The organism is Mesorhizobium sp. B2-3-4 (assembly GCF_006442315.1).
GTDB lineage: Bacteria > Pseudomonadota > Alphaproteobacteria > Rhizobiales > Rhizobiaceae > Mesorhizobium.
In genome coordinates this window covers 40,620-63,366 of record NZ_VFVY01000017.1, presented here as the reverse complement: position 1 = coordinate 63,366, position 22,747 = coordinate 40,620, and the positions used below count along the sequence as shown (strand labels likewise).

At 63.5% G+C, this 22,747-nt stretch carries 26 protein-coding genes; 17 read left to right on the top strand and 9 right to left on the bottom strand.

Going from position 1 to position 22,747, the window contains the following annotated elements; all coding sequences use genetic code 11:
* Position 1: 1 nt before the first annotated feature.
* From FJ967_RS23225 to FJ967_RS23215, 3 genes are all read right to left on the bottom strand, one after another.
* Complete coding sequence (locus FJ967_RS23225) at positions 2-388, bottom strand: type II toxin-antitoxin system VapC family toxin (protein WP_140734142.1); 387 nt, start codon at positions 386-388, stop codon at positions 2-4.
* Positions 385-630, bottom strand: a complete 246-nt coding sequence (gene vapB, locus FJ967_RS23220; protein ID WP_140734141.1) for a type II toxin-antitoxin system VapB family antitoxin — start codon at positions 628-630, stop codon at positions 385-387. Before vapB ends, FJ967_RS23225 begins: the two co-directional genes overlap by 4 nt.
* Before the next feature lie 66 nt (positions 631-696).
* Positions 697-1,794 carry a hypothetical protein gene (locus tag FJ967_RS23215; RefSeq protein WP_181176111.1) on the bottom strand — a complete coding sequence of 366 codons (1,098 nt, stop codon included), beginning with the start codon at positions 1,792-1,794 and terminating at the stop codon, positions 697-699.
* Between the two features lie 103 nt (positions 1,795-1,897).
* Here FJ967_RS23215 and FJ967_RS23210 point away from each other — a divergent pair, with 103 nt between their 5' ends.
* The 6 genes from FJ967_RS23210 to FJ967_RS23185 all read left to right on the top strand — a co-directional run bounded on the left by FJ967_RS23210 (position 1,898) and on the right by FJ967_RS23185 (position 5,468).
* Entirely contained in the window at positions 1,898-2,332 is a 435-nt protein-coding gene (locus FJ967_RS23210) for a DsrE family protein (protein WP_140734139.1), read from the top strand.
* A gap of 70 nt (positions 2,333-2,402) precedes the next feature.
* Positions 2,403-3,188 carry an SDR family oxidoreductase gene (locus tag FJ967_RS23205; RefSeq protein WP_140734138.1) on the top strand — a complete coding sequence of 262 codons (786 nt, stop codon included), beginning with the start codon at positions 2,403-2,405 and terminating at the stop codon, positions 3,186-3,188.
* Positions 3,189-3,252: 64 nt separating this feature from the next.
* Positions 3,253-3,561 (top strand): putative quinol monooxygenase, encoded by a 309-nt coding sequence (locus FJ967_RS23200; RefSeq protein WP_140734137.1) that lies wholly within the window; start codon positions 3,253-3,255, stop codon positions 3,559-3,561.
* A gap of 85 nt (positions 3,562-3,646) precedes the next feature.
* Positions 3,647-3,889, top strand: a complete 243-nt coding sequence (locus tag FJ967_RS23195; protein ID WP_140734136.1) for a type II toxin-antitoxin system prevent-host-death family antitoxin — start codon at positions 3,647-3,649, stop codon at positions 3,887-3,889.
* Positions 3,886-4,272: a type II toxin-antitoxin system VapC family toxin gene (locus FJ967_RS23190; protein ID WP_140734135.1), complete on the top strand. Its 387-nt coding sequence runs from the start codon at positions 3,886-3,888 to the stop codon at positions 4,270-4,272. The genes FJ967_RS23195 and FJ967_RS23190 overlap by 4 nt, the downstream gene beginning before the upstream one ends.
* A 92-nt stretch (positions 4,273-4,364) precedes the next feature.
* Positions 4,365-5,468 carry an AbrB family transcriptional regulator gene (locus FJ967_RS23185; RefSeq protein WP_140734134.1) on the top strand — a complete coding sequence of 368 codons (1,104 nt, stop codon included), beginning with the start codon at positions 4,365-4,367 and terminating at the stop codon, positions 5,466-5,468.
* A gap of 23 nt (positions 5,469-5,491) precedes the next feature.
* On the opposite strand, the gene FJ967_RS23180 is transcribed toward FJ967_RS23185, so the two are convergent.
* Complete coding sequence (locus tag FJ967_RS23180; protein ID WP_140734133.1) at positions 5,492-6,382, bottom strand: LysR family transcriptional regulator; 891 nt, start codon at positions 6,380-6,382, stop codon at positions 5,492-5,494.
* A 148-nt stretch (positions 6,383-6,530) separates the two neighbouring features.
* Between FJ967_RS23180 and FJ967_RS23175 the strand changes: the two genes are divergently transcribed.
* Positions 6,531-8,066, top strand: coding sequence for an MFS transporter (locus FJ967_RS23175; protein ID WP_140734132.1), 1,536 nt, complete (start codon positions 6,531-6,533; stop codon positions 8,064-8,066).
* A 15-nt stretch (positions 8,067-8,081) separates the two neighbouring features.
* On the opposite strand, the gene FJ967_RS23170 is transcribed toward FJ967_RS23175, so the two are convergent.
* Genes FJ967_RS23170 through FJ967_RS23160 form a run of 3 tightly spaced genes read right to left on the bottom strand, consistent with a single transcriptional unit; the run spans position 8,082 to position 10,385 of the window.
* Positions 8,082-8,396, bottom strand: coding sequence for a nuclear transport factor 2 family protein (locus tag FJ967_RS23170; protein ID WP_210243589.1), 315 nt, complete (start codon positions 8,394-8,396; stop codon positions 8,082-8,084).
* A gap of 41 nt (positions 8,397-8,437) precedes the next feature.
* Positions 8,438-9,214 carry an alpha/beta hydrolase-fold protein gene (locus FJ967_RS23165; protein ID WP_140734131.1) on the bottom strand — a complete coding sequence of 259 codons (777 nt, stop codon included), beginning with the start codon at positions 9,212-9,214 and terminating at the stop codon, positions 8,438-8,440.
* A gap of 4 nt (positions 9,215-9,218) precedes the next feature.
* The gene (locus FJ967_RS23160; RefSeq protein ID WP_140734130.1) at positions 9,219-10,385 is read right to left on the bottom strand and encodes an ATP-grasp domain-containing protein; all 1,167 of its coding nucleotides are present in this window, start codon (positions 10,383-10,385) and stop codon (positions 9,219-9,221) included.
* A 417-nt stretch (positions 10,386-10,802) separates the two neighbouring features.
* On the opposite strand from FJ967_RS23160, the gene leuA reads away from it, so the two are divergent.
* The 4 genes from leuA (at position 10,803) to FJ967_RS23135 (ending at position 16,359) form a co-directional block, all read left to right on the top strand.
* Positions 10,803-12,539, top strand: coding sequence for a 2-isopropylmalate synthase (gene leuA, locus FJ967_RS23150; protein ID WP_140734129.1), 1,737 nt, complete (start codon positions 10,803-10,805; stop codon positions 12,537-12,539).
* 248 nt (positions 12,540-12,787) lie between these two features.
* Positions 12,788-14,563 carry a hypothetical protein gene (locus FJ967_RS23145; protein ID WP_140734128.1) on the top strand — a complete coding sequence of 592 codons (1,776 nt, stop codon included), beginning with the start codon at positions 12,788-12,790 and terminating at the stop codon, positions 14,561-14,563.
* Between the two features lie 235 nt (positions 14,564-14,798).
* Positions 14,799-15,599 carry an alpha/beta fold hydrolase gene (locus FJ967_RS23140; protein ID WP_140734127.1) on the top strand — a complete coding sequence of 267 codons (801 nt, stop codon included), beginning with the start codon at positions 14,799-14,801 and terminating at the stop codon, positions 15,597-15,599.
* 145 nt (positions 15,600-15,744) lie between these two features.
* On the top strand, positions 15,745-16,359 hold the full coding sequence (locus tag FJ967_RS23135; RefSeq protein WP_140734126.1) for a hypothetical protein: 615 nt from the start codon (positions 15,745-15,747) through the stop codon (positions 16,357-16,359).
* Here FJ967_RS23135 and FJ967_RS23130 read toward each other — a convergent pair.
* The gene (locus tag FJ967_RS23130; RefSeq protein WP_140734125.1) at positions 16,343-17,272 is read right to left on the bottom strand and encodes a metallophosphoesterase; all 930 of its coding nucleotides are present in this window, start codon (positions 17,270-17,272) and stop codon (positions 16,343-16,345) included. The two genes, FJ967_RS23135 and FJ967_RS23130, sit on opposite strands and share 17 nt — an antisense overlap.
* 53 nt (positions 17,273-17,325) lie before the next feature.
* Here FJ967_RS23130 and FJ967_RS23125 point away from each other — a divergent pair, with 53 nt between their 5' ends.
* Complete coding sequence (locus FJ967_RS23125; protein ID WP_140734124.1) at positions 17,326-17,823, top strand: NUDIX domain-containing protein; 498 nt, start codon at positions 17,326-17,328, stop codon at positions 17,821-17,823.
* On the opposite strand, the gene FJ967_RS23120 is transcribed toward FJ967_RS23125, so the two are convergent.
* Positions 17,824-18,816 carry a glutathione S-transferase family protein gene (locus tag FJ967_RS23120; RefSeq protein WP_140734123.1) on the bottom strand — a complete coding sequence of 331 codons (993 nt, stop codon included), beginning with the start codon at positions 18,814-18,816 and terminating at the stop codon, positions 17,824-17,826. It abuts the gene before it with no gap.
* Positions 18,817-19,085: 269 nt separating this feature from the next.
* On the opposite strand from FJ967_RS23120, the gene FJ967_RS23115 reads away from it, so the two are divergent.
* The 5 genes from FJ967_RS23115 (at position 19,086) to FJ967_RS23095 (ending at position 22,720) form a co-directional block, all read left to right on the top strand.
* Complete coding sequence (locus FJ967_RS23115) at positions 19,086-19,610, top strand: N-acetyltransferase (protein WP_140734122.1); 525 nt, start codon at positions 19,086-19,088, stop codon at positions 19,608-19,610.
* A 165-nt stretch (positions 19,611-19,775) separates the two neighbouring features.
* Positions 19,776-20,537 (top strand): 3-hydroxyacyl-CoA dehydrogenase, encoded by a 762-nt coding sequence (locus FJ967_RS23110; RefSeq protein WP_140734121.1) that lies wholly within the window; start codon positions 19,776-19,778, stop codon positions 20,535-20,537.
* 9 nt (positions 20,538-20,546) lie between these two features.
* The gene (locus FJ967_RS23105; protein WP_140734120.1) at positions 20,547-21,308 is read left to right on the top strand and encodes a HugZ family protein; all 762 of its coding nucleotides are present in this window, start codon (positions 20,547-20,549) and stop codon (positions 21,306-21,308) included.
* 171 nt (positions 21,309-21,479) lie between these two features.
* Positions 21,480-21,824, top strand: a complete 345-nt coding sequence (locus FJ967_RS23100) for a metalloregulator ArsR/SmtB family transcription factor (protein ID WP_140734119.1) — start codon at positions 21,480-21,482, stop codon at positions 21,822-21,824.
* Positions 21,825-21,925: 101 nt separating this feature from the next.
* Positions 21,926-22,720 carry an RNA methyltransferase gene (locus FJ967_RS23095; protein WP_140734118.1) on the top strand — a complete coding sequence of 265 codons (795 nt, stop codon included), beginning with the start codon at positions 21,926-21,928 and terminating at the stop codon, positions 22,718-22,720.
* Positions 22,721-22,747 lie beyond the last annotated feature (27 nt).

Sequence of the window (22,747 nt, the reverse complement as noted above, 5' to 3'; positions counted from 1 at the left end):
ATCACCACGTTTCGATCGAGAGGCCGCCGATACGCTCGAATTCCCGTACGTTGCGGGTCACCAGAATGAGACTCCTGGCGCGCGCCTGCCCGCCAATCAGCGCATCATAAGGACCAATTGGCATCCCCCGTATCGCTAGCGTCGCCCGAATCTCTCCGGCATGCCTCGCATCCTCCCGATCGAATTCAAGCATCGGGAACTGCAGGGCGTCGATGCGAGCCATATTTTCTGCTCGTCTCTGGCTCCTTCCAGCACCGTAGTAAAGTTCATGAACGACGATCGCAGAGAGCGCAAAATCCTGCGGCGTGTGCTGTTTCAGAAGCGTGAGCAGACTCGCATCGCCTTTGATGACGGCGATAACCGCATTGGTATCAAGCAGATAAATCACTTGAAGACATCGTCCAAGTCAGGCCTGCCCTGCCCGTCCTGACGTTCCAGCGCTGCCTCGACAAAATCGCCATCAACCGGTCCGATCACTTGATCGAGCCACGCCCAGTCCTGGGCCAGCGGCTCCAGGATAACAGTCTGCCCATGGCGGCGGATCGATACCTCGTCCGTTTCGAAACGAAACTCCTTGGGCAGACGCACAGCTTGTGACCGGCCTGACCAAAACACCTTTGCCTTGTCCATCAAGCTATCCTCAAATGAGATATAGCAATGATATATCCCTTGAGGTCAAAAAATACAAGCCCGACCTCATGGCGCACACGCCGATTGCGGCATCGCCTGCAGTCGATAGACCTTGTCGTCCGACTTCGTCTTGCCGTGGGCGGCCTTCGAGCAGAGGTCGACGATGGCCAGGCTGCTGTTGGGATTGGCAAGCATCATCGTGCCGTTGGCGCCGCGCTTGAGGAAGATTTCCTTCTGCGTGATGTCGCAGGAGAAATCGCTCATCTTCGAGCTCGCCGCGCAGCGCCACTGGTCGGCCTCGCCCTGGCAGGAATAGGTCTGCGTGACCCTGGCACCCTTCTGCCGCGTGGTGACAGAGACGGCGATGTCGGCACCATCAGGCCAATTCGCCTTGTCACCGTCAGCAGCGAAAGATGCGAGCTCGATCGGGCCGCGGAAAACGCGGATCGATTGGGTCATCTGGTTAGGATGCGACTTCAGATGCGCATCGTCATAGTCGCGCCCATAGCAGAACGGCTGGTCGGGCTTCAGCCGCACGCGCAACGGGTCGCCGAGCGCCGGATCGATCGGATCGATGCGCGCGAACTCCGCCTTGCAGGTGTCGGCCGGCATCGGGTCGAGCTTGAAATTGTCGTCCCCGCTGCCGAGCTGCTGCCTGGCATACTCCGCCTTGCTCATCGACTCCGACGCATCGGGATCCAGATAGACGTCCGGCGACAGGCCTGAGATCAGAAGCTTGCCCTTGTCGTCGACCTTCAGAGAGGCAAGCGAGCGGTCGCAATCCATGCCGCAGCCTATGCCGCTCGAAGGGTCGCTCGGATCGCTCTTGTTGCACCAGCTGCTCGCCCATTCCGGCTTCTTGGCGCCGCGCACCGTGGTGGTGAGAAAACCATTGTAGGACGTGTCCTGGTTGGCGGGCGGCTCCTCGTTGGGCCTGCTGACCGGATCATGGCCGTAGTAGAAGAAGATGCGCGCCACCTTTTGCTTCGGATAGGCCTTGAGGTGCGCCGCATCATAGACCCGGCCGAAACAGGCGTCCGCGCCGTTGGGGCTGAGTTCGGTGAGCTTGAGCGTGTCGTCGGCAACCGCCGAACCGGCAAGGGCGCCCAGCAGCACCGCGCCAAATCCGGCGCCGGCGAGCGTCTTCCATCCCCTGAACGCCATGTGATCCCTCCTCCGCATCGACAGGACGTAACGTCAATTTATGCTAGTATTGCGGCCACGGCCACGCAAATCACGGAGAGCCGGCAAGCCAGGGAGGAATGCCATGCGCCGACGTGACATGTTCCACGCGGTTCTCGCCGGAGCCGGAACGATGGTCGGGCTGAAGGCAACGCAGGCGGCGACCCAGCCCGCCAGACTGAAAGTCGCCTATCACCTCAGCGATCTCGACAAGGTCAATTTCGTGCTCGGCAACATCAAGAACCACTATGAGGGCACCGGCGGCAACGTCGATATCGCATTGGTCGTGCACGGCCCGGCCCTGGCCAGCTTCAAGTCGAAGGGCATATCGGCGGCGATCTCCGGCCGCTTTGCCGGCCTCGTCCAGCAGGGCCTCGACCCGCACGCTTGCGGCAACACCATGCATGGCATGGATATTACGCTCGCCGACTTGCTTGCGGGCTTCCACGCCGCCGACCAGGGCGGCGTCGTCAAGCTCGCCGAACTGCAAAGCCAGGGCTATGTCTATCTCAGGCCTTGAGCGGCACTGACATGAATGCAAGGGTGGCAAAGGCCCGCCAAGACTAGCGAAAATCCCCGGAGGAACAGCAGTGCCACAGACAGCCCCTGGTCTTGTCATCCCCGATCTCGCCGGCAAGGCGGTGCTGGTCACCGGCGCCTCGACCGGCATCGGCGCGGCGCTCGCGCTCGCCTATGCGGAGCAGAAATGCAAGGTGGCGCTGCACTATAATTCCAGCCGCGACGCCGCGGAAAAACTCGGCCAGACCATTCGCGACGGCGGCGGCGAGCTCTTTCTCGTGCAAGGTGATTTTTCCGTCGCCGCCGATGTCGAACGTGTCGTCGAGGATAGCGCGCGGCATTTCGGCCGCCTCGACGGGCTGGTCAACAACGCCGGCGGCATGCTGGGCCGCATCCCCTACGCCGAACAAACCGAGGCGCATTACGACGCGGTGATGGACCTCAACGCGCGCTCGGTGCTGACCGCCTCGCGCAAGGCGATGCCGTGGCTGAAGAAGCAAGGCGGCTTCATCGTCAACACCTCGTCGATCGCCGCGCGCAACGGCGCGGGCGGCGGTGCCGGCCTCTACGGCTCGGCCAAAGCCTTCGTCTCCAACGTGACGCGCGGCATGGCCAAGGAACTGATCGGCTTCGGCATCCGCGTCAACGCCGTGGCGCCGGGCACCATCCTCACTCCCTTCCACGAACGCTATTCGACCGAGGAGCAGATCAAGGGCATGGTCGCCACCATTCCGCAAGGGCGGGCCGGCACGGCGCAGGACTGCGTCGGCGCCTATCTGTTCCTCTCCTCGGACCTGTTGAGCGGCTACATCACCGGCCAGGTGATCGAGGTCAATGGCGGCCAGTTGATGCCTTGAGCCGCGACCGGCATACTGAGGACGCACACACTCCTTTCGCGCCAACCCAGGGGGAGACGAGGACATGTACGGACTGATCGGCAAGATGCGGGCGGCGCGCGGCCAGCGCGACGCTGTCATGACCGTGCTGCGCGAGAGCACAGGCGCCCTGCCCGGCTGCCTGAGCTACATCGTCGCCACCGATCCGGCTGACGCCGACGCGATCTGGGTAACCGAGGTATGGACCGATCAGGAGAGCCACAAGGCTTCCCTGCAATTGCCCGAGGTACAGGCAGCAATCGCCAAGGCGAGGCCCTTTATCGCCGGCTTCGAATTCCAGGTGGAAACGCATCCGGTCGGCGGCTTTGGACTGGCCGAAGCCAAGACCGGCTGAGTCGGTCAGCTGATAGGCGCTCGCACTTGCAATAATCTCCAGATGAACTAAGTTCTGTGGACTAAGTTCAGATGAGGTAGCATCCGTGCAGACCGTGAACATTCACAATGCGAAGACCAACCTTTCGCGTCTCGTTGATCAGGCAGCAAAGGGTGAGCCGTTCATTATCGCCAAGGCAGGCAAGCCGCTGGTCAAAGTCGTGCCTGTCGATCAGCCGGCCTCACCGGTGCGCCGGGTCGGCTTTATGGTTGGTCAGTTTTCAATTCCTGACGATTTCGACCGCATGGGCGAGAAGGAAATCGAGAAACTGTTCGGCGACAGCGCATGAAATTGCTGCTCGATACGCATTTGCTGCTCTGGGCGGCCGGCGAGCCTGATCGCCTGCCCCTTGCGGCTCTCGCCGAGATCGAGGATTCCGAGAACGAATTGCTGTTCAGTGCTGCCAGCCTCTGGGAGGTAGCAATCAAGCGAGGACTTGGGCGAACTGACTTCCAGGTCGACCCTCGATTGCTGCGGCGAGGACTGATGGACAACGGTTATCAAGAACTGCCGATCACCAGCAAGCATGCCGCCACCGTCGACGGACTTCCAGCGATCCACAAGGATCCGTTCGATCGTATCCTGATTGCCCAGGCAATGGTGGAAGGCATTACCTTGCTGACGACGGACGGTGTCGTCGCCAGCTATCCCGGCCCAGTTCGAAAGTTCTGACCGGAGCGTCTCTGGCAGAACACGCGTTGCGCAGCGTGCTTTTTTGCCACTACTGGGTTCGCATTCTTCACCCCTCGGTCTAAGACCAGAGCATGAATTCCGAGGCCGAGCAGCCACCTTCCCACCAGCCCGCCGTCGAACGCATGGCGCGTCTGAACAGGTCTTGGCAATGGTTGATCCTGCTGGCGATCTCCATTTTGTTCGCCGGCGCCCTGGAACTGGCCGCCCTGCCGGCGGCGTTGCTGATCGGGCCGATGCTTGCGGCCATCGTCGCCGGCACAAACGGCGCCATGGTGCGGGTGCCGCGCCTGTTGTTCGGCTCTGCCCAGGCTGTTGTCGGCTGCCTCGTCGCGGCGTCGATCTCAGCCGATATCTTTCCCGTATTCATTGCCGAATGGCCGCTTTTCCTTGGCGTGGTGATAGCCACCGTGGCGGCCTCCAGCCTGCTCGGCTGGCTGATCAGCCGCTGGCGCATCCTACCTGGCACCACTGCCGTCTGGGGCTCTTCGCCGGGGGCCGCCACCGCCATGGTGCTGATGGCCGGTGCCTTTGGCGCCGACCAGCGTCTTGTCGCCTTCATGCAGTATCTGCGCGTCATCTTCGTCTCGATGACGGCGGCCCTCGTCGCCAAGATGTGGGTCGACACCTCGGGCATCGAGGTTCCGCCCATCGTCTGGTTCCCCGAGATCGATCCGCAAGCCTTCGCCGCCACGATCGGCATGGCGATCGTCGGCGGCCTGGCCGGCAGGCTTTGCCGGCTGCCCTCGCCCTTCTTCCTCGGCAGCTTCATCTTCGGCACCGTCATCCATCTTGGCCTCGATGTGCCAATGCAATTGCCGCAATGGCTGCTGGCGTTGAGCTACGCGATGGTTGGCTGGTCGATCGGCTTGAACTTCACCCGGCCGATCCTGCGCCATGCGGCGCGCGCGCTGCCGCAGATCATCGCTTCGATCGTCGCGCTGATCGCCTTTTGCGGCGGCCTTGCCTTCCTCATCAGCCATCTTGCCGGCGTCGACCCGCTGACCGCCTATCTGGCGACCAGCCCCGGCGGCATGGACAGCGTCGCCATCATCGCCGCCGCCGCGCAGAACGTCGACATCTCCTTCGTCATGGCGCTGCAATCGGCCCGCTTCCTGATCGTGCTGCTGGTCGGCCCGAGCGTCGCGCGGCTGGTGGCCAGAAGCATCAGGCAATAGCGGGCGCTGCCATTGCGCGATGCCTACCGCGCTGTCGCGGCCAGGCGCTCGGGAAGGAAATCGACGAAAACGCGCACTTTCGGCGACAAATGGCGATTGGACGGCCACAGCATCCGGAACTGGCCACGGCCATCGACATGGTCGTCGAGCACGCTGCGCAGTTTTCCTTCATACAGCGCCTCGCGCACCAGGAAATCAGGCATGCAGGCGATGCCCAGGCCGGCGATCGTGGCGCCCTTCAAGGCTTCCATGTTGTTGCAGGTCAGCATCGAGCGGATCGACGGCTCGGCACTTCCGGTGACGAACGGCCATTCCAGCAGCCTGCCACTGTTGAGATAGCGGAAATTGATGCCGAAATGCCTGACGAGATCGGCCGGCACGCCGGGCATGCCATGGCGGTCGAGGTAGGACGGCGCCGCGCACAGCAGCATGCGAAAGGGAGCAACGGGTCTCGACACCAATCGTGAATCGGGCAAAGCGCCGCTGCGGATGGCGATGTCGATGCCGTCCTCGATGACGTCGACGATCCGGTCGTTGAAATCGATATCGAGCTCGATCTCGGGATAGCGCGCCATGAACTCCGAGAGCACGGGCAGCAAGAGATGGTAGGTGACGATCGGCGTCGAGACGCGCAACCGCCCGCGCGGCGTCTCCCGTGTCCGCGACAGCATCGCCTCGGCATCGTCGATGTCGTCGAGGATGCGCCGCACGCGCTCGTTGAACAGCTTGCCCTCCTCGGTCAGGCCTATCCGCCGCGTGGAGCGCTGCAAGAGCCGCACGCCGAGATCCTGTTCGAGCCGCGCGACGCTTTTGCCGACCGCCGAAGCGGAGATGCCGAGCGCCCGGCCAGCGGCGACGAAGCTGCCGAGTTCGGCGGTGCGGGCGAAGGCCAGAAGGCCGCTGAGGCGATCCATTGCGTTGCTCCAATTCGAGCGTTTCAGTCCGTTATGTCGAGATATCTGGTACCATTTTTCCGGAACTGATGCTGACCTATCTTGCAAGCCATGGCCGACACCGCGATTGCGCGGCGGACCGGCGCGCACCGCTTCAGTAGGAAAATCCATGACCTCGAACATCACCAGCAGCTTGTCCGGGAGATGGCTCGTGCTCTTGTCGGTATGCCTTGCCGCCATGACGATGCCGCTCACCTTCACCGGTCCGGCCGTCGCGCTTGCCCGCATTGCCGCCGATCTCAGCGGCAGCCCGATCGCGCTCAACTGGGTGACCAATGCATTCATGCTGACCTTCGGCGCCAGCCTGATGGCGGCGGGCGCCCTGGCCGACAATCATGGCCGCAAGCGAATCTTCCTCGTCGGCCTTGCCCTCTACATCGTCGCCTCGCTCGGCGCGATGCTGGCGCCCGACATCGTCTGGTTCGATAGTTTCAGGGCCGCGCAAGGGCTCGGCAGTGCCTTGGCCTTCGCCGGCGGCGCCTCGGCCCTTGCCCAGGAATTCGAAGGGCAGTCGCGGCTGCGCGCCTTCTCCTTCCTCGGCACCAGCTTCGGCATCGGCCTCGCTTTCGGTCCGATCGCCTCTGGCCTGCTCATCGCCGCGTTCGGCTGGCGCTCGATTTTCCTTCTGGTCACCGTGCTTGCCATTTCAGCCGCTCTGCTGGGCCTGCGCATCATCAGGGAATCGCGTGATCCGGATGCGACCGGCCTCGACTGGGCGGGCGCCGGCACATTCACCGTCGCGCTGGCTTCGCTGACCTATGGCGTGCTGCAGGCGCCACAGAGCGGCTGGGCCGATCCTCTTGTGGTCACGCTTCTGGGCGTGGCCGTCCTTTGTTTCGTGCTGTTCGTCGTCGTCGAGCGGCGCGCGCGCCGGCCGATGCTGGACCTCACCTTGTTTCGTTATCCGCGCTTCGTCGGCGTGCAGTTCCTGGCGGCGGCGCCCGCCTACGGTTTCGTCGTCCTGCTCGTGCTTTTGCCGATCCGCTTCATCGGCATCGAGGGTATGGGCGAGGTCAAGGCCGGGCAATTGATGATCTGCCTCTCCGGACCGTTGCTGATCCTGCCCTTGCTCGCCGGCCAGTTGGCGCGCTGGATTGCTCCGGCCGCCATTTGCGGCGTCGGCCTGCTCGTCGCCGCGGCAGGCCTGATCTGGCTGAGCCTGACACCATCGGTCGCCATCGCGCTTGTGGCACCGTTGATGCTGATCGGCATTGGCATCGCCTTGCCCTGGGGGCTGATGGACGGGCTTGCCGTCAGCGTCGCGCCGACGGAGCGCGCCGGCATGGCGGTCGGCATCTTCAACACCACCCGCGTCGCCTGCGAGGGCGTGGCGCTGGCGATCGTCATGGCTGTTCTGTCGGGCTTCACGGCAGCGCAGCTCACCGCTCGAAGCGCGGCGTCTTCCAGCGACGCGGCCGCCGCAGCACAGCTGCTGGTGACGGGCAATATCGGTGAGACAGCGCGGCACCTGCCCATGGCCGGCGCCACCGTCCTGGTCCAGGCCTACGAGACGGCGTTCGACAGGTTGCTGATCGTCCTGGCGGCAATCACCATCGTCACCGCCCTGATCGTCTTCCTCGGCCTGCGCCGCGCATCCGCGCCGCAACACGACGGCACACCACTGCCGGCATGCCAGGAGGGATGATCGCCGCCAACGCGTTCAACTGATTATCAGCTGCGAGATGCGACCGTCATCGAGCTTGAACATCATATCGCCTTCGCCGTTGAAACCGTTTCCAGTGACCGCCATGCGAACACGGCAGACGTCGTGGTCCCCCTCGAACCGGACTATGCGAAGATTGGACTGGACGCCGATATTGTCCGACTGGTTCCAGCTTGAAATCTCGCCGCGTCCCAGGAAGGATCGACCCCAGTCACTAATGAAGGCGTCGGCTGTGAACGTGTCGAGAAAGGCTTCGTTGTTGCCCGAATTGGTGGCTTCGACGAAGCGGCGGATCGGATCGGGTATAGCCATCCATTCCTCCTCCATTCCCGGCATCGACTGATGCTAAGCCATCAGTCCAATCTGTGCATCAGATCATCATCCAGCCAGCGGCCGAAGAAATAGACCAGTTGCTTGTGCCACCACGGCCAGTCATGGCTGACATCGCCGCCCCAATAGTCGACCCAGGCGGGAATCGACTTGTCGCGCAGTATCTGTTCCAGCTGGCGCGTTTCGACGAGCATGCGCTCCTCCCAGGCGCCCTGCCCGCAGCAGAAGATCAGCCTGAGCGCCTTCAGCCGGGCCAAAAGCTTCGGATCGACGATGCCGGGCAGATAGTCGAGCGGCGAATTGTAGAAAATGTCGCCGTCGAGCGCCTTGCCGAAGAAATCGCGGGCCGAATAGACGCCCGACAGCGAGATGACGCCGCTGGCGAGTTCGGGAAAACGGAAGACGAAGTTCGACGAATGGTAGCCGCCCATTGAACAGCCCGAAAACAGCGGTTTCAGCCGTCGTCCGCCATTGGCTTGCGCGGCGGTCTCCAGAAATTCCGGCAGCGCCTCCTCGCGCACATAGCGGAAATAGGCTTCGTGGCGGGCGATGCGGTGCGCGGCATCGGCACGCTTGTCGAAGAAGGATTCCGAATCGATGCCGTCGACGGTGAACAGCTGGATACGGCCGGTGTCGATGAATTCGGCGAGTGCCCCCACCCCGCCCGAATCCTCGAACTGGTAGAACCGCCCCTGCGAGGTCGGGAACACCACGACGGGCCGGCCGGCATGGCCGTAGCGCTTGTATTCCATGTCGCGGCCGAGATTGCGGGCAAAAGCCTTGTGATAGGAAATGTCCATCGCCTCAACCCTTTTCCGCGTGGATATAGGCAACAGCCTCGCGCAGATCAGCCTGGTTCTTCGAGCGCATCTGGTAGGCGTAGTCTCCCATGGCGCGGCTGAAAACCTTCTCGATGGCCTGATGGTGGACGATCTTGTCGCGGTGCGCCGCTAGCACGTCCGCATGGCTGTGCAAATAGTCGAGGTGGCGCTTGCGGCTGGCATAGGCGGTGAAATATTTGCCCTCGTAAGGACCGCCTGCGGCGTCCTTGACCACCATGTCGGCCCACGCCGCGTAGACGTCGATGTCGAACGTGTAGTTGATCGCATCGGTCATCCAGGCACCGGGCGGGCGCATGTTGACCTCCAGCGCGATGATGCGGTCGTCCCTGGTTTCGAAGAGCTCGATGTGGAAGAAGCGCTCGCGCACGTCGAACGCCTTCAGGATCTTGCGGCCGGCCTCCTCGACGACAGGCCTGATGCGCGGAAAGCAGGTGTAGCTCATATGGCGGTCCTTGTTGACCACCTCCATGACGCTCTGGTCGTAACGATGGCTGGCGGCCAGCACCACCTCGCCGTCGCGGTTGACCAGCCCGTCATAGGTCACCACCAGCCCCTCGATGAACTGCTCCATGACGAAGGTCACGTCCTCGGGCTTGTCGCGGAAGAATTGATCGAGCTCTTTGGCATTGGAGATCTTGAACGTGTTGGAGGCGCCGGAGCCCGAATCCGGCTTCACCACCACGGGATAGCCGACGCGGCGGATGAAGGTCATGGCGCCCGCCCTGTCGGAGCATTTGCGCTGCGCGATGGTCTCGACGCCGCTCTTGCGGAAGAAGGCGCGCATGCGGCTCTTGCGCTTCAGGTTCTTCACGAAATCGAGCTTGGTGCCGTAGATGTTGAAGTCGGTGCGGATGTTGGCTTCCAATTCCAGCCAGTGCTCGTTGAGCGATTCGAAGCGGTCGATGCGGCCCCATTTGTGGATGAAATGCCCGATCGCCCGGAACACCGCATCATAGTCTTCCATGTCCGCGACACGGTAATATTCGGAAAGCGCCGCCTTCAGCCTGCCGTCCAGCGCATCATAGGGTGCGTCGCCGATGCCAAGCACCGTGGCGCCGGCCTTCTTCAGCCGGTCGCAGAAATCCGCCCCGTTGGCGGGGAAATGCGGCGAGAAGAACACGAAATTCATGGACGACCCCCTGTCGACGGCACCCCGTCGAAGTTCAAGTCTGGCGCATTTGCGGCGCGCGGGGAAGGGCATCCGCGTTAGGGATAATATTCGACAGCGGCCGGCCCGGCTTGCCTCTCCCGGGCCGCTCCTGTAAGAGAGCGACCATGAACACGCGCGCCACCACCGCTTCCCGTCAGACCGGCTTTGCCGGCGAGACCGTGCGCGCGCTTGCATCGACCCTGCTTCTTCTCGGCCTTATCGGCGATCGCCGGGTTCGCTGAAGGAGCGCCCGGCGGTCGATCCGCCGCGCAAGCGCATGCTCCTTGGCCAGTCTCAAATTGGCAGTCACATCAAAGCGAACGAAAATCTGGTAAAGGCGCCACTCGCCACCCATCCGCCTGAGGCGGATGCGAGGACCGCCGGGAGAACAAGACGATGAACGCACGAGAAGAAATCCGGGCAAGCGAAGCCCCGGCGGACAAACAAGCCGGCGGCATGCCGGACGCCGCCCGCAAATACCAGCCCTATCCCACCGTCGGCCTCACCGACCGGACCTGGCCCTCGAAAGTGATCGACAAGGCGCCCGTTTGGTGTTCGGTCGACCTGCGCGACGGCAACCAGGCGCTGATCGATCCGATGGGCCACGAGCGCAAGGCGCGCATGTTCGCGCTGCTGCTCGACATGGGCTTCAAGGAGATCGAGATCGGTTTCCCCTCAGCCTCGCAGACCGACTTCGACTTTGCCCGCTGGTGCATCGAGGAGGGCAACGTCCCCGCCGACGTGTCGCTGCAGGTGCTGGTGCAGTGCCGGCCCGAACTGATCACGCGCACCTTCGAGGCGCTCAAGGGCGCCACCAATCCGATCGTGCATTTCTACAATTCGACCAGTGAGCTGCAGCGCCGGGTGGTGTTCGAGAAGGACGTCGGCGGCATCAAGCGCATCGCCACCGACGCCGCCAAGATGATCACCGACATGGCGGCCAAGGCGGGCGGCGGCTACCGCTTCGAATATTCGCCGGAGAGCTTCACCGGCACGGAACTCGAGGTAGCACTCGAAATCTGCAACGCCGTCACCGAGATCGTGCGGCCGACGCCGGACAACAAGCTGATCATCAACCTGCCGTCGACGGTCGAGATGTCGACGCCCAACATCTATGCCGACCGCATCGAATGGATGTGCCGCAATCTGGATAACCGGGAAAACCTGATCATCTCGCTGCATCCGCATAATGACCGCGGCACCGGCATCGCCACCACCGAACTCGGCCTGATGGCCGGCGCCGACCGCGTCGAGGGCACGCTGTTCGGCAATGGCGAGCGCACCGGCAATGTCGACATCGTCACGCTGGCGCTCAACATGTACACGCAAGGCGTCGATCCGGGCATCGACTGCTCCGACATCAACCGGATGAAGGACGTCTACGAATACTCGAACCAGCTGAAGATTCCCGAGCGCCACCCCTATGTCGGCGAACTCGTCTACACCGCCTTTTCCGGCTCGCACCAGGATGCCATCAACAAGGGCATGAAGGCCTTGAAGAAGGCCAATAAGAGCCTGTGGGAAGTCCCTTATCTGCCGATCGATCCCGCCGATGTCGGCCGCAGCTACGAGGCCATCATCCGCATCAACTCACAGTCGGGCAAGGGCGGCATCGCCTATGTGCTGCAAGCCGACTACGGCCTCAACCTGCCGCGCAATCTGCAGATCGAGTTCAGCCAGGCGATCCAGGCGATCACCGACGCCGAGGGCAAGGAAGTGCCGGCCAGGCGCATCTATGAGCGCTTCCTCGAAACCTATGTCGACCAGCCCGGCGCGCGCCTGAAGTTCCTCGACCACCAGACCTATCCCGATACCGTGGTCAAGGGCCGGCGCGTCGTCGAGGCAGTCATTCTCGACAACGGCAAGGAGATGACCATCACCGGCACCGGCACTGGCCCGATCGACGGCTTCGTCGATGCGCTGTCGCGCCATGTCGGCGTCGAGATGTCGGTGCTCGACTACTCCGAGCATTCGATGCAGCGCGGCTCGAATGCGTCGGCTATCTCGTATGTCGAGATGGAATATCCCGGCGGCAAGCTCTTCGGCGCCGGCATCAACACCAACATCGTCGCCGCGTCGCTTGAAGCGGTGATGTCGGCCGCCAACCGCATCGTCGGTCGCAAGACGCGATAGCATCGGCCGACGGCGCGAGAGACTGGAAAAATTCTCTCGCGCCGTCATTTTTTCGAGCTCGTGCAAGGTGTTAGCCCGATTGGCCTATGATGTTGACGGCATCGACCATGGCAACATCGACCGGGCCGTTAACCACCGGAAAATTATCCGGTTAGGTACGCGATCGCATAATGGGTGTACACTTGTGTGGCGGCGCGAGCCTTATATGATCGCGTCTTAACCTGTGCCGACTTCGAGAGGATCGACACTTGCAGCCTGCCACGCCTGCCGCCCCCGCAGTGCGCGAGACACTGGAGCGACTGCTTGCCAGCGAAACGTTCGGGAGATCCGAGCGCGCGCGCAAGCTGCTGCGTTATCTTGTCGAACGCGAACAGGCTGGCGAAGCCGACCGGCTGAAGGGCTTTTCCATTGCCATGGATGTCTTCGGCAAGGACGGCGATTTCGATCCGTCGACCGACGCGGTGGTGCGGGTTCAGGCAGGCCGGCTGCGCGACCTGCTGCAGCAATATTTTGCCAATGAAGGCATTGCGGAGCCGTTCCGCATCGCCATTCCGCGTGGCGGCTATGTCCCGGCCTATGAGCTCAACGCAATCCGCTTGCCGGAAACGGCCGAACGCGCCATCCAGGCGGAGACGGTGGCGACTTCGTCAGCGCGAGCCGGCGCCGCCGAGGCTCCCACAGTGCCCGCGGCGTTGCCGACCCCCATCGTCGCGCCGGCGCCGTCGGTGGCGCGTCACCTCAGGTTTTTCTGGATGGCGATCGCCCTCGTCATCGCCATGCTCGGCGTCTTGATCCTGCGTCAAGGCAGCGGTGCACTGCTGGCAGGCGGCGACATTCCAGCCACGCTCGAGAGCGCGGGCCTGATGGGCGGCGTCGCGGCGTCACCGCCCAGCGAGGCCCTGCCGCTCGTCTACATCGCCGTCAAGGCCAGCGGCACGGATGCCAGCCGTGTCGCCGCATCGCTGCGCGCCGGCCTGAGCGGCTTCGATACGATCGACTTCATCGGTCGCGACACGGTCGACACCACCGATCCGGCCGCAAATGCCGCGAGCTTCATCTTCGATATCCTGCCTGGACCGGATACGAACGACATCACCATCGAACTGCAGAACGTGGCGACCGGACGGGTGCTTTTGTCGCGCAACCTGACCGCCGCCGACAGTGCACCGGCCGCCATCGAGAACCGAATAGCCGGCATACTGAGTTCGGCTCTTCCCGCGTCCGGCACGATCTACAGCTATGTCGAACAGAGCGGCATTCAGACCGCCCTGACGCAATGCCTGATACTCAACGACAAATATTATCTCGACCAGAATGCCAGGACCCATCAAGCCGCCTATCGCTGCCTCGAAACCCTTGCCGAAAACGGCGCCAAATCGCCGCTGGTCTATTCGGAACTCGCCTCGCTCCATCTTGAGGCCGTGAACGACCATTACGCCTATCCGCCGGATGCCACGATCGAGAAGGCGATGACTTTCGCCCATCGCGCCTTGCAGATGGGACCGACCAGCCCTTATGCGCATCGCTCATACGGCTATATCAATTCCCGTCTCGGCAATGCCGACGAGGCGCTGCGCTGGATGCGCAAGGCCTACGACCTCAATCCCTACGATCTCGCAATGGCCGCCGCCTATGGCTACGGGCTTGTTTTCGCCGGCCGCTATGCGGAGGGCACGCCGATCCTGGCCCAGGCGGTGGATGCCTCCAGCGGCCATCCGACATGGTGGGATTTCGGACTTTTCGCCGGTGAACTCATGCTCGGCAACACGGACAAGGCCGCCATCGCCAGTTCGGCCCTCAGGACGACGGCGACGAAATCGCACTATCTTGCCGCCAGGCTGATCGGCGCAAGGATCGCCGGACGGGACACTCAGGCGCGCAAGCTGCTCGATGAGTTGACCGGCCAATTTCCAAAATTCGCCGCCAACCCGCGCGCGACCTTCATCGACCGGAAATACCCGCCCGACCTCACCGAGCGGCTGGTTGACGCCCTGCGCGCCGCAGGCCTGGGCAACGCGAGCTGACGCTCGACAGACAGGGTTGCTGGACCAACCGAATTGCCGGGGCGCCGCAGGCACATGGCAAAGCTCCGACAGGGCTGATTTGCCGGCTTTCCCGGCGAGCTCGCAAAACCGTATGGTCCGCGACCAGGAATCGTCGCGAAAATTTTACTGGCTATCGTGCTGGACGAAGAGCAATCCAGCCACATTTGGTGTCGGGTCCCAGCGTTTCTCACAGCCGCAGCAAGCCTCCAGTTTCATGATTTCATCACTTCATGCCGCCGAACACGGTGCTGGTTCGAAGACCATCGCCCTGCTGCACGGCTTTGGCGGCTGTCATGGTATCTGGCACGACGTGATCGCGTCGCTGTCGCCTGCGGCGCGCACACTCGCTTATGATCTGCCGGGGCACGGGCTCTCGCTCGATTTCCCCGGCGCCGGCCCGGCTAAGCTGGCGGCAAGGGCCGTCCTGGCCGATCTCGCCGCCCGGACGGTGAAGCGCGTGCATCTGGTGGGCCACTCGATGGGCGGCGCGGTGGCGACGCTGATGGCGCTGGCCGAGCCCGAGAAAGTTGCCTCGCTGACACTTCTGGCGCCTGGCGGCTTCGGCCCGCAGATCAATGGGGCGCTGTTGCGGCGCTTTGCCGAGGCCCGGGATCTCGGCGAGATCCAGGCTTGCCTCGCCGCCATGTCCGCTCCTGGCTGCCCGCCCTCGCCGCGTAGTGCGGATATGATATGGCAAATGCGCAGCCGGCCCGGCCAAGTGGAAAAGCTCATCGCCATCGCTGCGGCCATGACCCGGGACGACCGGCAGGGCGTCATCCCACGCGACCAGTTCGACAGGCTGACCATGCCGGTGATGGTGGTGTGGGGGGCCGAGGATACGGTGCTGCCTGTCGCCCAGGCCGACGACCTGCCGGCGCATTTCCACGTGCATCACGTGTTGGATGCCGGCCACATGCTGGTCGAGGAGGCACCCGATCTCGTCGCCGGGATCATCCTGCGCAATATGAGCCGCCGCGCCAGGCCGCAGCGCGCCAGGCTCGCAGCCGCTGGCTAGAAAATTCCAGGAAAAGTGTGAGCGGTTTCCGTCCGGAACCGCTCTCTAGCCTGAGCACCTCTCCCTGATCGCCTTGATCTCGGCAGTGCATTTTGCCGGCGGCTGTGTTAACCCGATGTTAACCAACCCCGCGAGGCAGACGCCGATGAAGGACGCAGGCGAGAAGATCGACCCGTCAAGCAAACTGTCCGATGCCATCCGTGACGTGAAGAATGCCTTTGCCGACCGCGACGATGTCGTTGTCGACATGCGCGAGGCACACCGTATGCGCCTCGACCTGCTGGCCGCGGACCTTGCGCCCGTCTTCGCCGACGTTCCGGCCGACATGGACAATTTCGACTTTGTCGTCTCCTCGGGACTGCAGCCGCGTCTGTGGATTGACGCCGTCAGCCATGTCGCGATGGGGCGCGACCGCCGCACCTACCGCTTCCTCAAGGACACCCGCATTGGCCGCGTCGTGCTTGCCGAATCAACCGAGATGAAGCCGGTGGCCGATTCCGTGACGCGTTACGTCGCCGAGCGCATCGTCGAGCGCCGCAGGATGATGGAGGGCGGTGTCGAGCCGGCGGTCGCCGGCATGAAACGCGCCGAGGTCGCGGAAGCCGAACCGCCGCTGCGGGCATCGACGCGCGGTAAGGGCTGGTCGGCTTTCCTGTCAGGACTTGGATTGATCGCCGCCGGCGCGCTTGTTGGCCTCGCGATGTCGGCCGCGCTGTTCTGGGACCGTATCTCGGCCATGGTTCTCAGCTGGCGGCCATAGCCGCCCCGCTCTCCGCACCGAGTTCAAGGCTCTGCAGGTCTGAAGGTGGCATGGACGGCCCGGTCAGGCCGCGCCGCGTCAGCCGAATGCGCCAGTTGCCCTTTTCTCCGTCGATGTCGAACAGATTATATTGCGCGGCGGGATGCTTGCCGCCCGGCGCCTGGCCGGCGGCGGCAACGCCGACCGCCGGGACCTTTGCCCCGCGCAGCCCGATCTGAAACAGCGACGGCAGATGCGAATGGCCATGCAGCACGAGCTCGGCGCCATGACGGCGGACGATCTTGTGGAAGCGGGCGATGCCGAACAGCCGCTTGTGCTGGGAGACAGCGCCGCGCACCGGCGGATGATGGATCATGACGGCACGGAACAACCCTTGTTTCGCCGTGGTCTCGAGGATTTTGCCGAGCCGCTCGGCCTGCCCTTCCATGAAGAAGCCGTTGGCCATGAAGGGCGCCGTGGCACGCGCCGTCGAGACGCCGATCAGCGCGACGTTGCCGCGCACGCGCAGATAGGGAAATGCGTTGCGGTCGACGGGCGTGTTGACGCCGTCTCCGCTCATCCACGCCGCCCACGACCGGCAGACCTTGTCGAAGGCGCCCGGCACATAGGCGTCGTGGTTTCCCGGCACGACGGAAACGTCATGCGGCGACCCCAGCGTCTCGAGCCAGTGCTTTGCCATCTCGATCTCGCCGTCCAGCGCCAGGTTGACGAGATCGCCGGTAACGGCGAGATGGTCCGGGTTCTGTGCCTTGATGTCGGTGGTGATGGCGTCGATGACGGCATCATGCATGTGGCGGCGGCGGTTGCGCTGCCAGTTGACATAGCCGAGCACGCGCTTGGAGGCGAGATCGCGATAGGATACATCGGGCAGCGGCCCCAGATGGACATCGGAAATATGCGCGAGCCTGAACATGTTTCTTTCATAGGCGACGTGCGCCCCTCTTTCCACCCACGGTTTCGCTACCGATGACGGCCGATGACGACGCGGCGTTCCGGCAGACCGGCTGGCCGGGTTTGAGGGCCAGGCTGTTCCATCTCTATTTCGTGTTGCGGCGGCCAATGACCTTGGGCGTGCGCGGCCTGATCTACGACAGCGCGTCTAACTCCGTCTTCCTCATCCGCCACACCTATGTGCCCGGCTGGCAGCTTCCCGGCGGCGGCGTCGAGGTCGGCGAGACAATGGCCGACGCGCTGGAGCGGGAATTGATCGAGGAGTGCAATATCGCTCTGACCGCGCCGCCGATCCTGAAGTCGATGCACTTCAACCGGCGCTCCAGCCGCCGCGACCATGTCGGCTTCTACCTCATCGAGCATTTCAGTCAGACGGCACCGAAGCTGCCCGACCACGAGATCGCCGAGGCCGGCTTTTTCCAGCTCGACCGCCTGCCGGAGGGAACGACACCGGCGACGCTGCGGCGCATCGCCGAAGTTTTCTGGGGCGAGCCTGCATCGCCCTATTGGTAATCAGGCCACGGTCCCACCGAACCGCCCCCGGTCGTGCGGCGCGCCATAGTCCAGTTGCGGCCCCACAGGCACGATCCGCGTTGGGTTGATCGTTTCGTGGCTGCCGTAATAATGCGCCTTGATGTGATGCAGGCTGACAGTGTCGGCGACGCCGGGCACCTGGTGGAGATCGCGCAGATAGTTCGACAGGTTCGGATAGTCGGCGATGCGGCGCAGATTGCACTTGAAGTGGCCGACATAGACCGGATCGAAGCGCGCCAGCGTCGTGAACAGCCGCCAGTCGGCCTCGGTGATGCGATCGCCGACAAGATAGCGCTGCCTGGAAAGGCGGTCCTCGATTTGGTCCAGCGCCGAGAACAATTCGCCGAACGCTTCTTCATAGGCGGCCTGCGTGGTGGCGAAGCCGGCGCGATAGACGCCGTTGTTGACCGCTGGATAGACCAGGGCGTTGATGGCGTCGATCTTCCCGCGCAAGGCCTCCGGGTAGAAATCGACGCTCGCATCGCCCCATGCATTGAAGGCGGAATTCAGCATCCGGATGATTTCGGAGGATTCGTTGGAGACGATGGTCTGTTCCTGCTTGTCCCAGAGTACGGGCACCGTCACCCGTCCTGAATAGCGCGGATCGGTCTTGGTGTAGACCTGGTGCAGGAAATCCAGGCCGTAGAGCGTGTCGCCGGTCGCGCCGTCCTCCGCGAGAAACGTCCACCCATCGGCGCCCATGAAATGGTGGACGACCGACACCGAGATGGCGCCCTCGAGCTTCTTCAGCGCGCGCAAGATCAGCGTGCGATGCGCCCACGGACAGGCAAGCGAGACATAGAGATGATAGCGGCCGGGCTCGGCCTTGAAGCCCCGGCTGCGGCCTTCGGCCGGCGCTCCGTCGCGGGTCACCCAATCGCGCCATTGCGTTTGCGGCCGCACGAATTTGCCGCCACTGTCCTTGGCGGCCGACGGACGCTCCTGCCATTTGCCTTCGACCAGCAAGCCCATGGAATCTCCTTTCGCGCTTCAGACTGATGTAGGGCGCCAGGCGGCAGGTCGGAAATCGTCGAGGACTGAACAGATCGTCAATCGGTAGAGCCAGCGAAGGGGGCCGATTGCGGCGGCGCAAAATTGATGCTAGCGGACACTCCGCATGTTCGATTTTGCTTTGATCCGGTTCGACCGACGACGAAAGGGCGCCCGCGCTTGATGAAGCGCTGACTGGCGAACGCTGCCGTATGCAGTAACCTTTCCTCCTCTACCGGAACGCAAAGACCATGAGCCTTGCCGACGTGAAGTACCTGCCGGAAACCCCGGCGCACGATCCTGAAATCGAAGCCATCAATGACGAAGCCTTCGGGCCCGGCCGTTTCGTGCTGGCCGCCTACAAGATCCGCGAGGCCGGCGGCCATGAGCGTGCGCTGTCCTTTGTCGCCGTCGACGGCGACACGGTCGTCGCTTCGGTGCGCATGACGCGCATAGCGGCGGGCGTCGGCCGCGCGTTGATGCTCGGACCGCTTGCGGTGCGGCCCGCCTTCAAGAATCTCGGCATCGGCCGCCGGCTGGTGGCAATCGCCCTGGAGGCGGCCGCCAAGGCTGGCGCACCGGCCGTCATCCTGGTTGGCGACGAGCCCTATTACGGGCCGCTCGGCTTCAAGCGCATTCCGCGCGGCCAGATTTCGATGCCGCGTCCTGTCGATCTCGACCGCCTGCTGTCGCACGAGATCACGCCGGGCGCGGTGGCCAGGCTTTCGGGCGAAGTCTGTCATGCCAGCCAGGCCAGGACCGTCGAGCACGCCTGAAGCACCGTGAACGAGGCTCCGTCCGCAATTGCAAGGGACAACGGAGGGAGCAGCAGCCGTTTCCGCGACACGGCGCCTGCTCCAGCTTGACCTTGTCCGTCGATCCGGGCCTGATCCATTCTCGTTCCGACGGCAAAGCCCGTTCTCAAAGCAAAGGATGACGCCATGAATCCCAACGGCCAGATCGCGATCGTGACCGGCGGCGGGTCCGGGCTTGGCGAGGCGACCGCCCGCGCGCTCGCCGCCAAGGGCGCCCGCGTCGCCATCTTCGACATCGGCATCGACCGTTCCGCCAAGGTCGCTGCCGATATCGGCGGCATCGCCATCCAGTGCGACGTCTCCAGCGCCGACAGCGGCACCACCGCACTGGCCGAGGTCGCCGCCAAGCTTGGCGAGCCGCGCATCCTGGTCAATTGCGCCGGCATCGCCATCGGCGTGAAGACGATCGGCAAGGACGGCCCGCATCCGCTCGATCAGTACCGCAAGGTGATCGAGGTCAATCTTATCGGCACCTTCAACATGATCCGCCTGGTCTCCGACCGCGCCGCCAGGCTCGAGCCGCTGCAGGGCGGCGAACGTGGCGTCATCGTCAACACCGCCTCGGTCGCCGCCTATGACGGCCAGATCGGCCAGGCTGCCTATTCGGCCTCCAAGGGCGGCGTCGTCGGCATGACGCTGCCTGTGGCGCGCGATCTTGCACGATCGGGGATCCGGGTCTGCACCATTGCACCCGGCATCTTCAAGACACCGATGATGGCCGGCATGCCGCAGGAGGTGCAGGATTCGCTGGGCGCCGCCGTGCCCTTCCCGTCCCGCCTCGGCGAGCCGTCGGAATATGCCGCGCTTGCGCTGCACATTGTCGAAAACCAGATGCTCAACGGCGAGACCATCCGCCTCGACGGCGCTATCCGCATGGCGCCGAAGTAGGTGGCGACCTTGGACGGCGGAAAGAAAGAGGTTATCCGCCAAACCGACGCCGAAGCGATCCGGTTGGCGAAGACGCTTCTGCGCAGTGCCCGCTTCGGCGCGCTCGCGGTGCTGGAACCGCTCACCGGTTCGCCGCTGGCAAGCCGGGTGGGCGTTGCCACCGACATCGATGGCGCGCCGCTTATCCTGGTGTCGATGCTCGCCGCGCACACACCTGCCCTGCTGGCCGATCCGCGCTGTTCCCTGCTGCTTGGCGAGCCCGGCAAGGGCGACCCGCTGGCGCATCCGCGGCTGACGCTGATCTGCCAGGCATCGCGGTTGGAGCGCGGCTCGCCGGCGCATGCCCGCGCCGAGCGCCGCTATCTCAACCGCAATCCCAAGGCGCACCTCTATGCCGGGCTCGGCGACTTTTCGATGTTTCGCCTGGAGCCGCAACGCGCCAGCCTCAACGGCGGTTTCGGCAAGGCCTATCTGCTCGAGCGGCCCGACCTCGTTATCAAGGGGTCCATCATCGAGGAGCTCGCTGGGAGCGAACAATCGGCCGTCGAGCACATGAATGCCGACCATCTCGACGCGATCGCCGTCTATGCACATCATTTTGCCGGGGCAACCGGCGATGACTGGATCATCGCCGGTTTGGACCCCGACGGCATGGATTTGGTGTCTGGCGACGATGTTTGCCGGGTATTCTTTCCACAACCCTTGGCAAAAGCTCGGGAATTGCGTCCCCTTCTGGTCGATATGGCCAGAATGGGCAGGGCTGCATCCTAGCGCGGGACGAGACTAAATTGCATTTGATCAAAAGCAACGCTTGAGATTTGAAAGAAATGTTCTAGGCTTCAGTTCTGGCGCTGACTCGTTGGCGCCCTTCGCAAGTTAATTTATGGATTCAGGCACCATTGCCCCCATGGCGCCTCGATGAGCAAACAGCATGGGGCATCAATGGTCTCGACAAAGCTAATCGCCAACGCCGAATCGGCCGCCGAATTTCTGATGCTGATGGGCAACGAGAAACGGCTGTTGATCATGAGCTATCTGATCGACGGTGAAATGTCGGTCGGCGCTATCGCCGAAAAGGTGATGCTCAGCCAATCCGCTCTCTCGCAGCATCTGGCCAAGTTGCGGGCGCTCGACCTCGTGGATACCCGCCGCGATCGCCAGATGATCTACTATTCCTGCAAATCCGAGGCGGTGCGCGAACTGCTCGCCATGCTGGACGGCATTTTCGGCAGCGGCAAGGAGGATCTGTCCCAGATGGCGCAGAGGCTGCGCCGCGCCGGGACTTGACCGGACGCTGCCGCGGCCGTTTACCTCGCTGACGATTTCCGAAGCGTGGCCCGCGTGTCCTTTCCGGCGCACGGACTACGCTTTCGATTTTTGAGCGGGATATGGACCCAATTCGCATCGACGATCCACACGATCCACGTGTGGCCGCCTATCTCGATATCCGAGAGCGCGATCTGGCGGGCCGGCAGGGCCGCTTCGTCGCCGAAGGCAAGGTGGTGCTCGACCTGCTTTTGTCGTCGAGCCGCTTCGGCGCCGAATCCGTTCTGGTCCTGGAAAACCGGCTCGGCGGTCTGAAGGACATATTGCACAAGGCGCCCGCGGGCCTGCCGGTCTATGTCGTCAGCACAAAGGTGATGGACGCGATCGCCGGTTTTCACATGCATCGTGGCATCCTGGCCATCGGCCGCAAGGAGGCGCCGCAATCGGCCGGGACTTTGCTGGATGCCTTGCCCGCCCAAGCCCTGGTCGTCGTGCTAGTCGGCATAGCCAACCACGACAATATGGGCTCGATCTTCCGCAACGCCGCCGCTTTCGGCGCGGACGCGGTGTTCATGGACGCGACATGCTGCGATCCCCTGTATCGCAAGGCGATCCGGGTGTCGGTCGGCGCGGCGCTGAAAATTCCTTTCGCGGCCTTCACCGACACAGCGGGCTTCACCGCGGACCTCGACCGGCGAGCCTATGACCAGTTCGCGCTGTCGCCGCGCGGCCTGATCGACATACGCGATGCACGACGCGGCGGGCGGCTCGCCCTCTATCTCGGCACCGAGGGCGAAGGCCTGCCCCAGAGCCTGCTTGTCCGCCTGCAAACCGTGCGGATCACCATGTCGAAAGGCTTCGACAGTTTGAACGTCGCCGCCGCCTCGGCCGTCGCCCTGCATCATTTCTCGCGCTGACGCTGGTGCGATGCCGTGACGCCGATC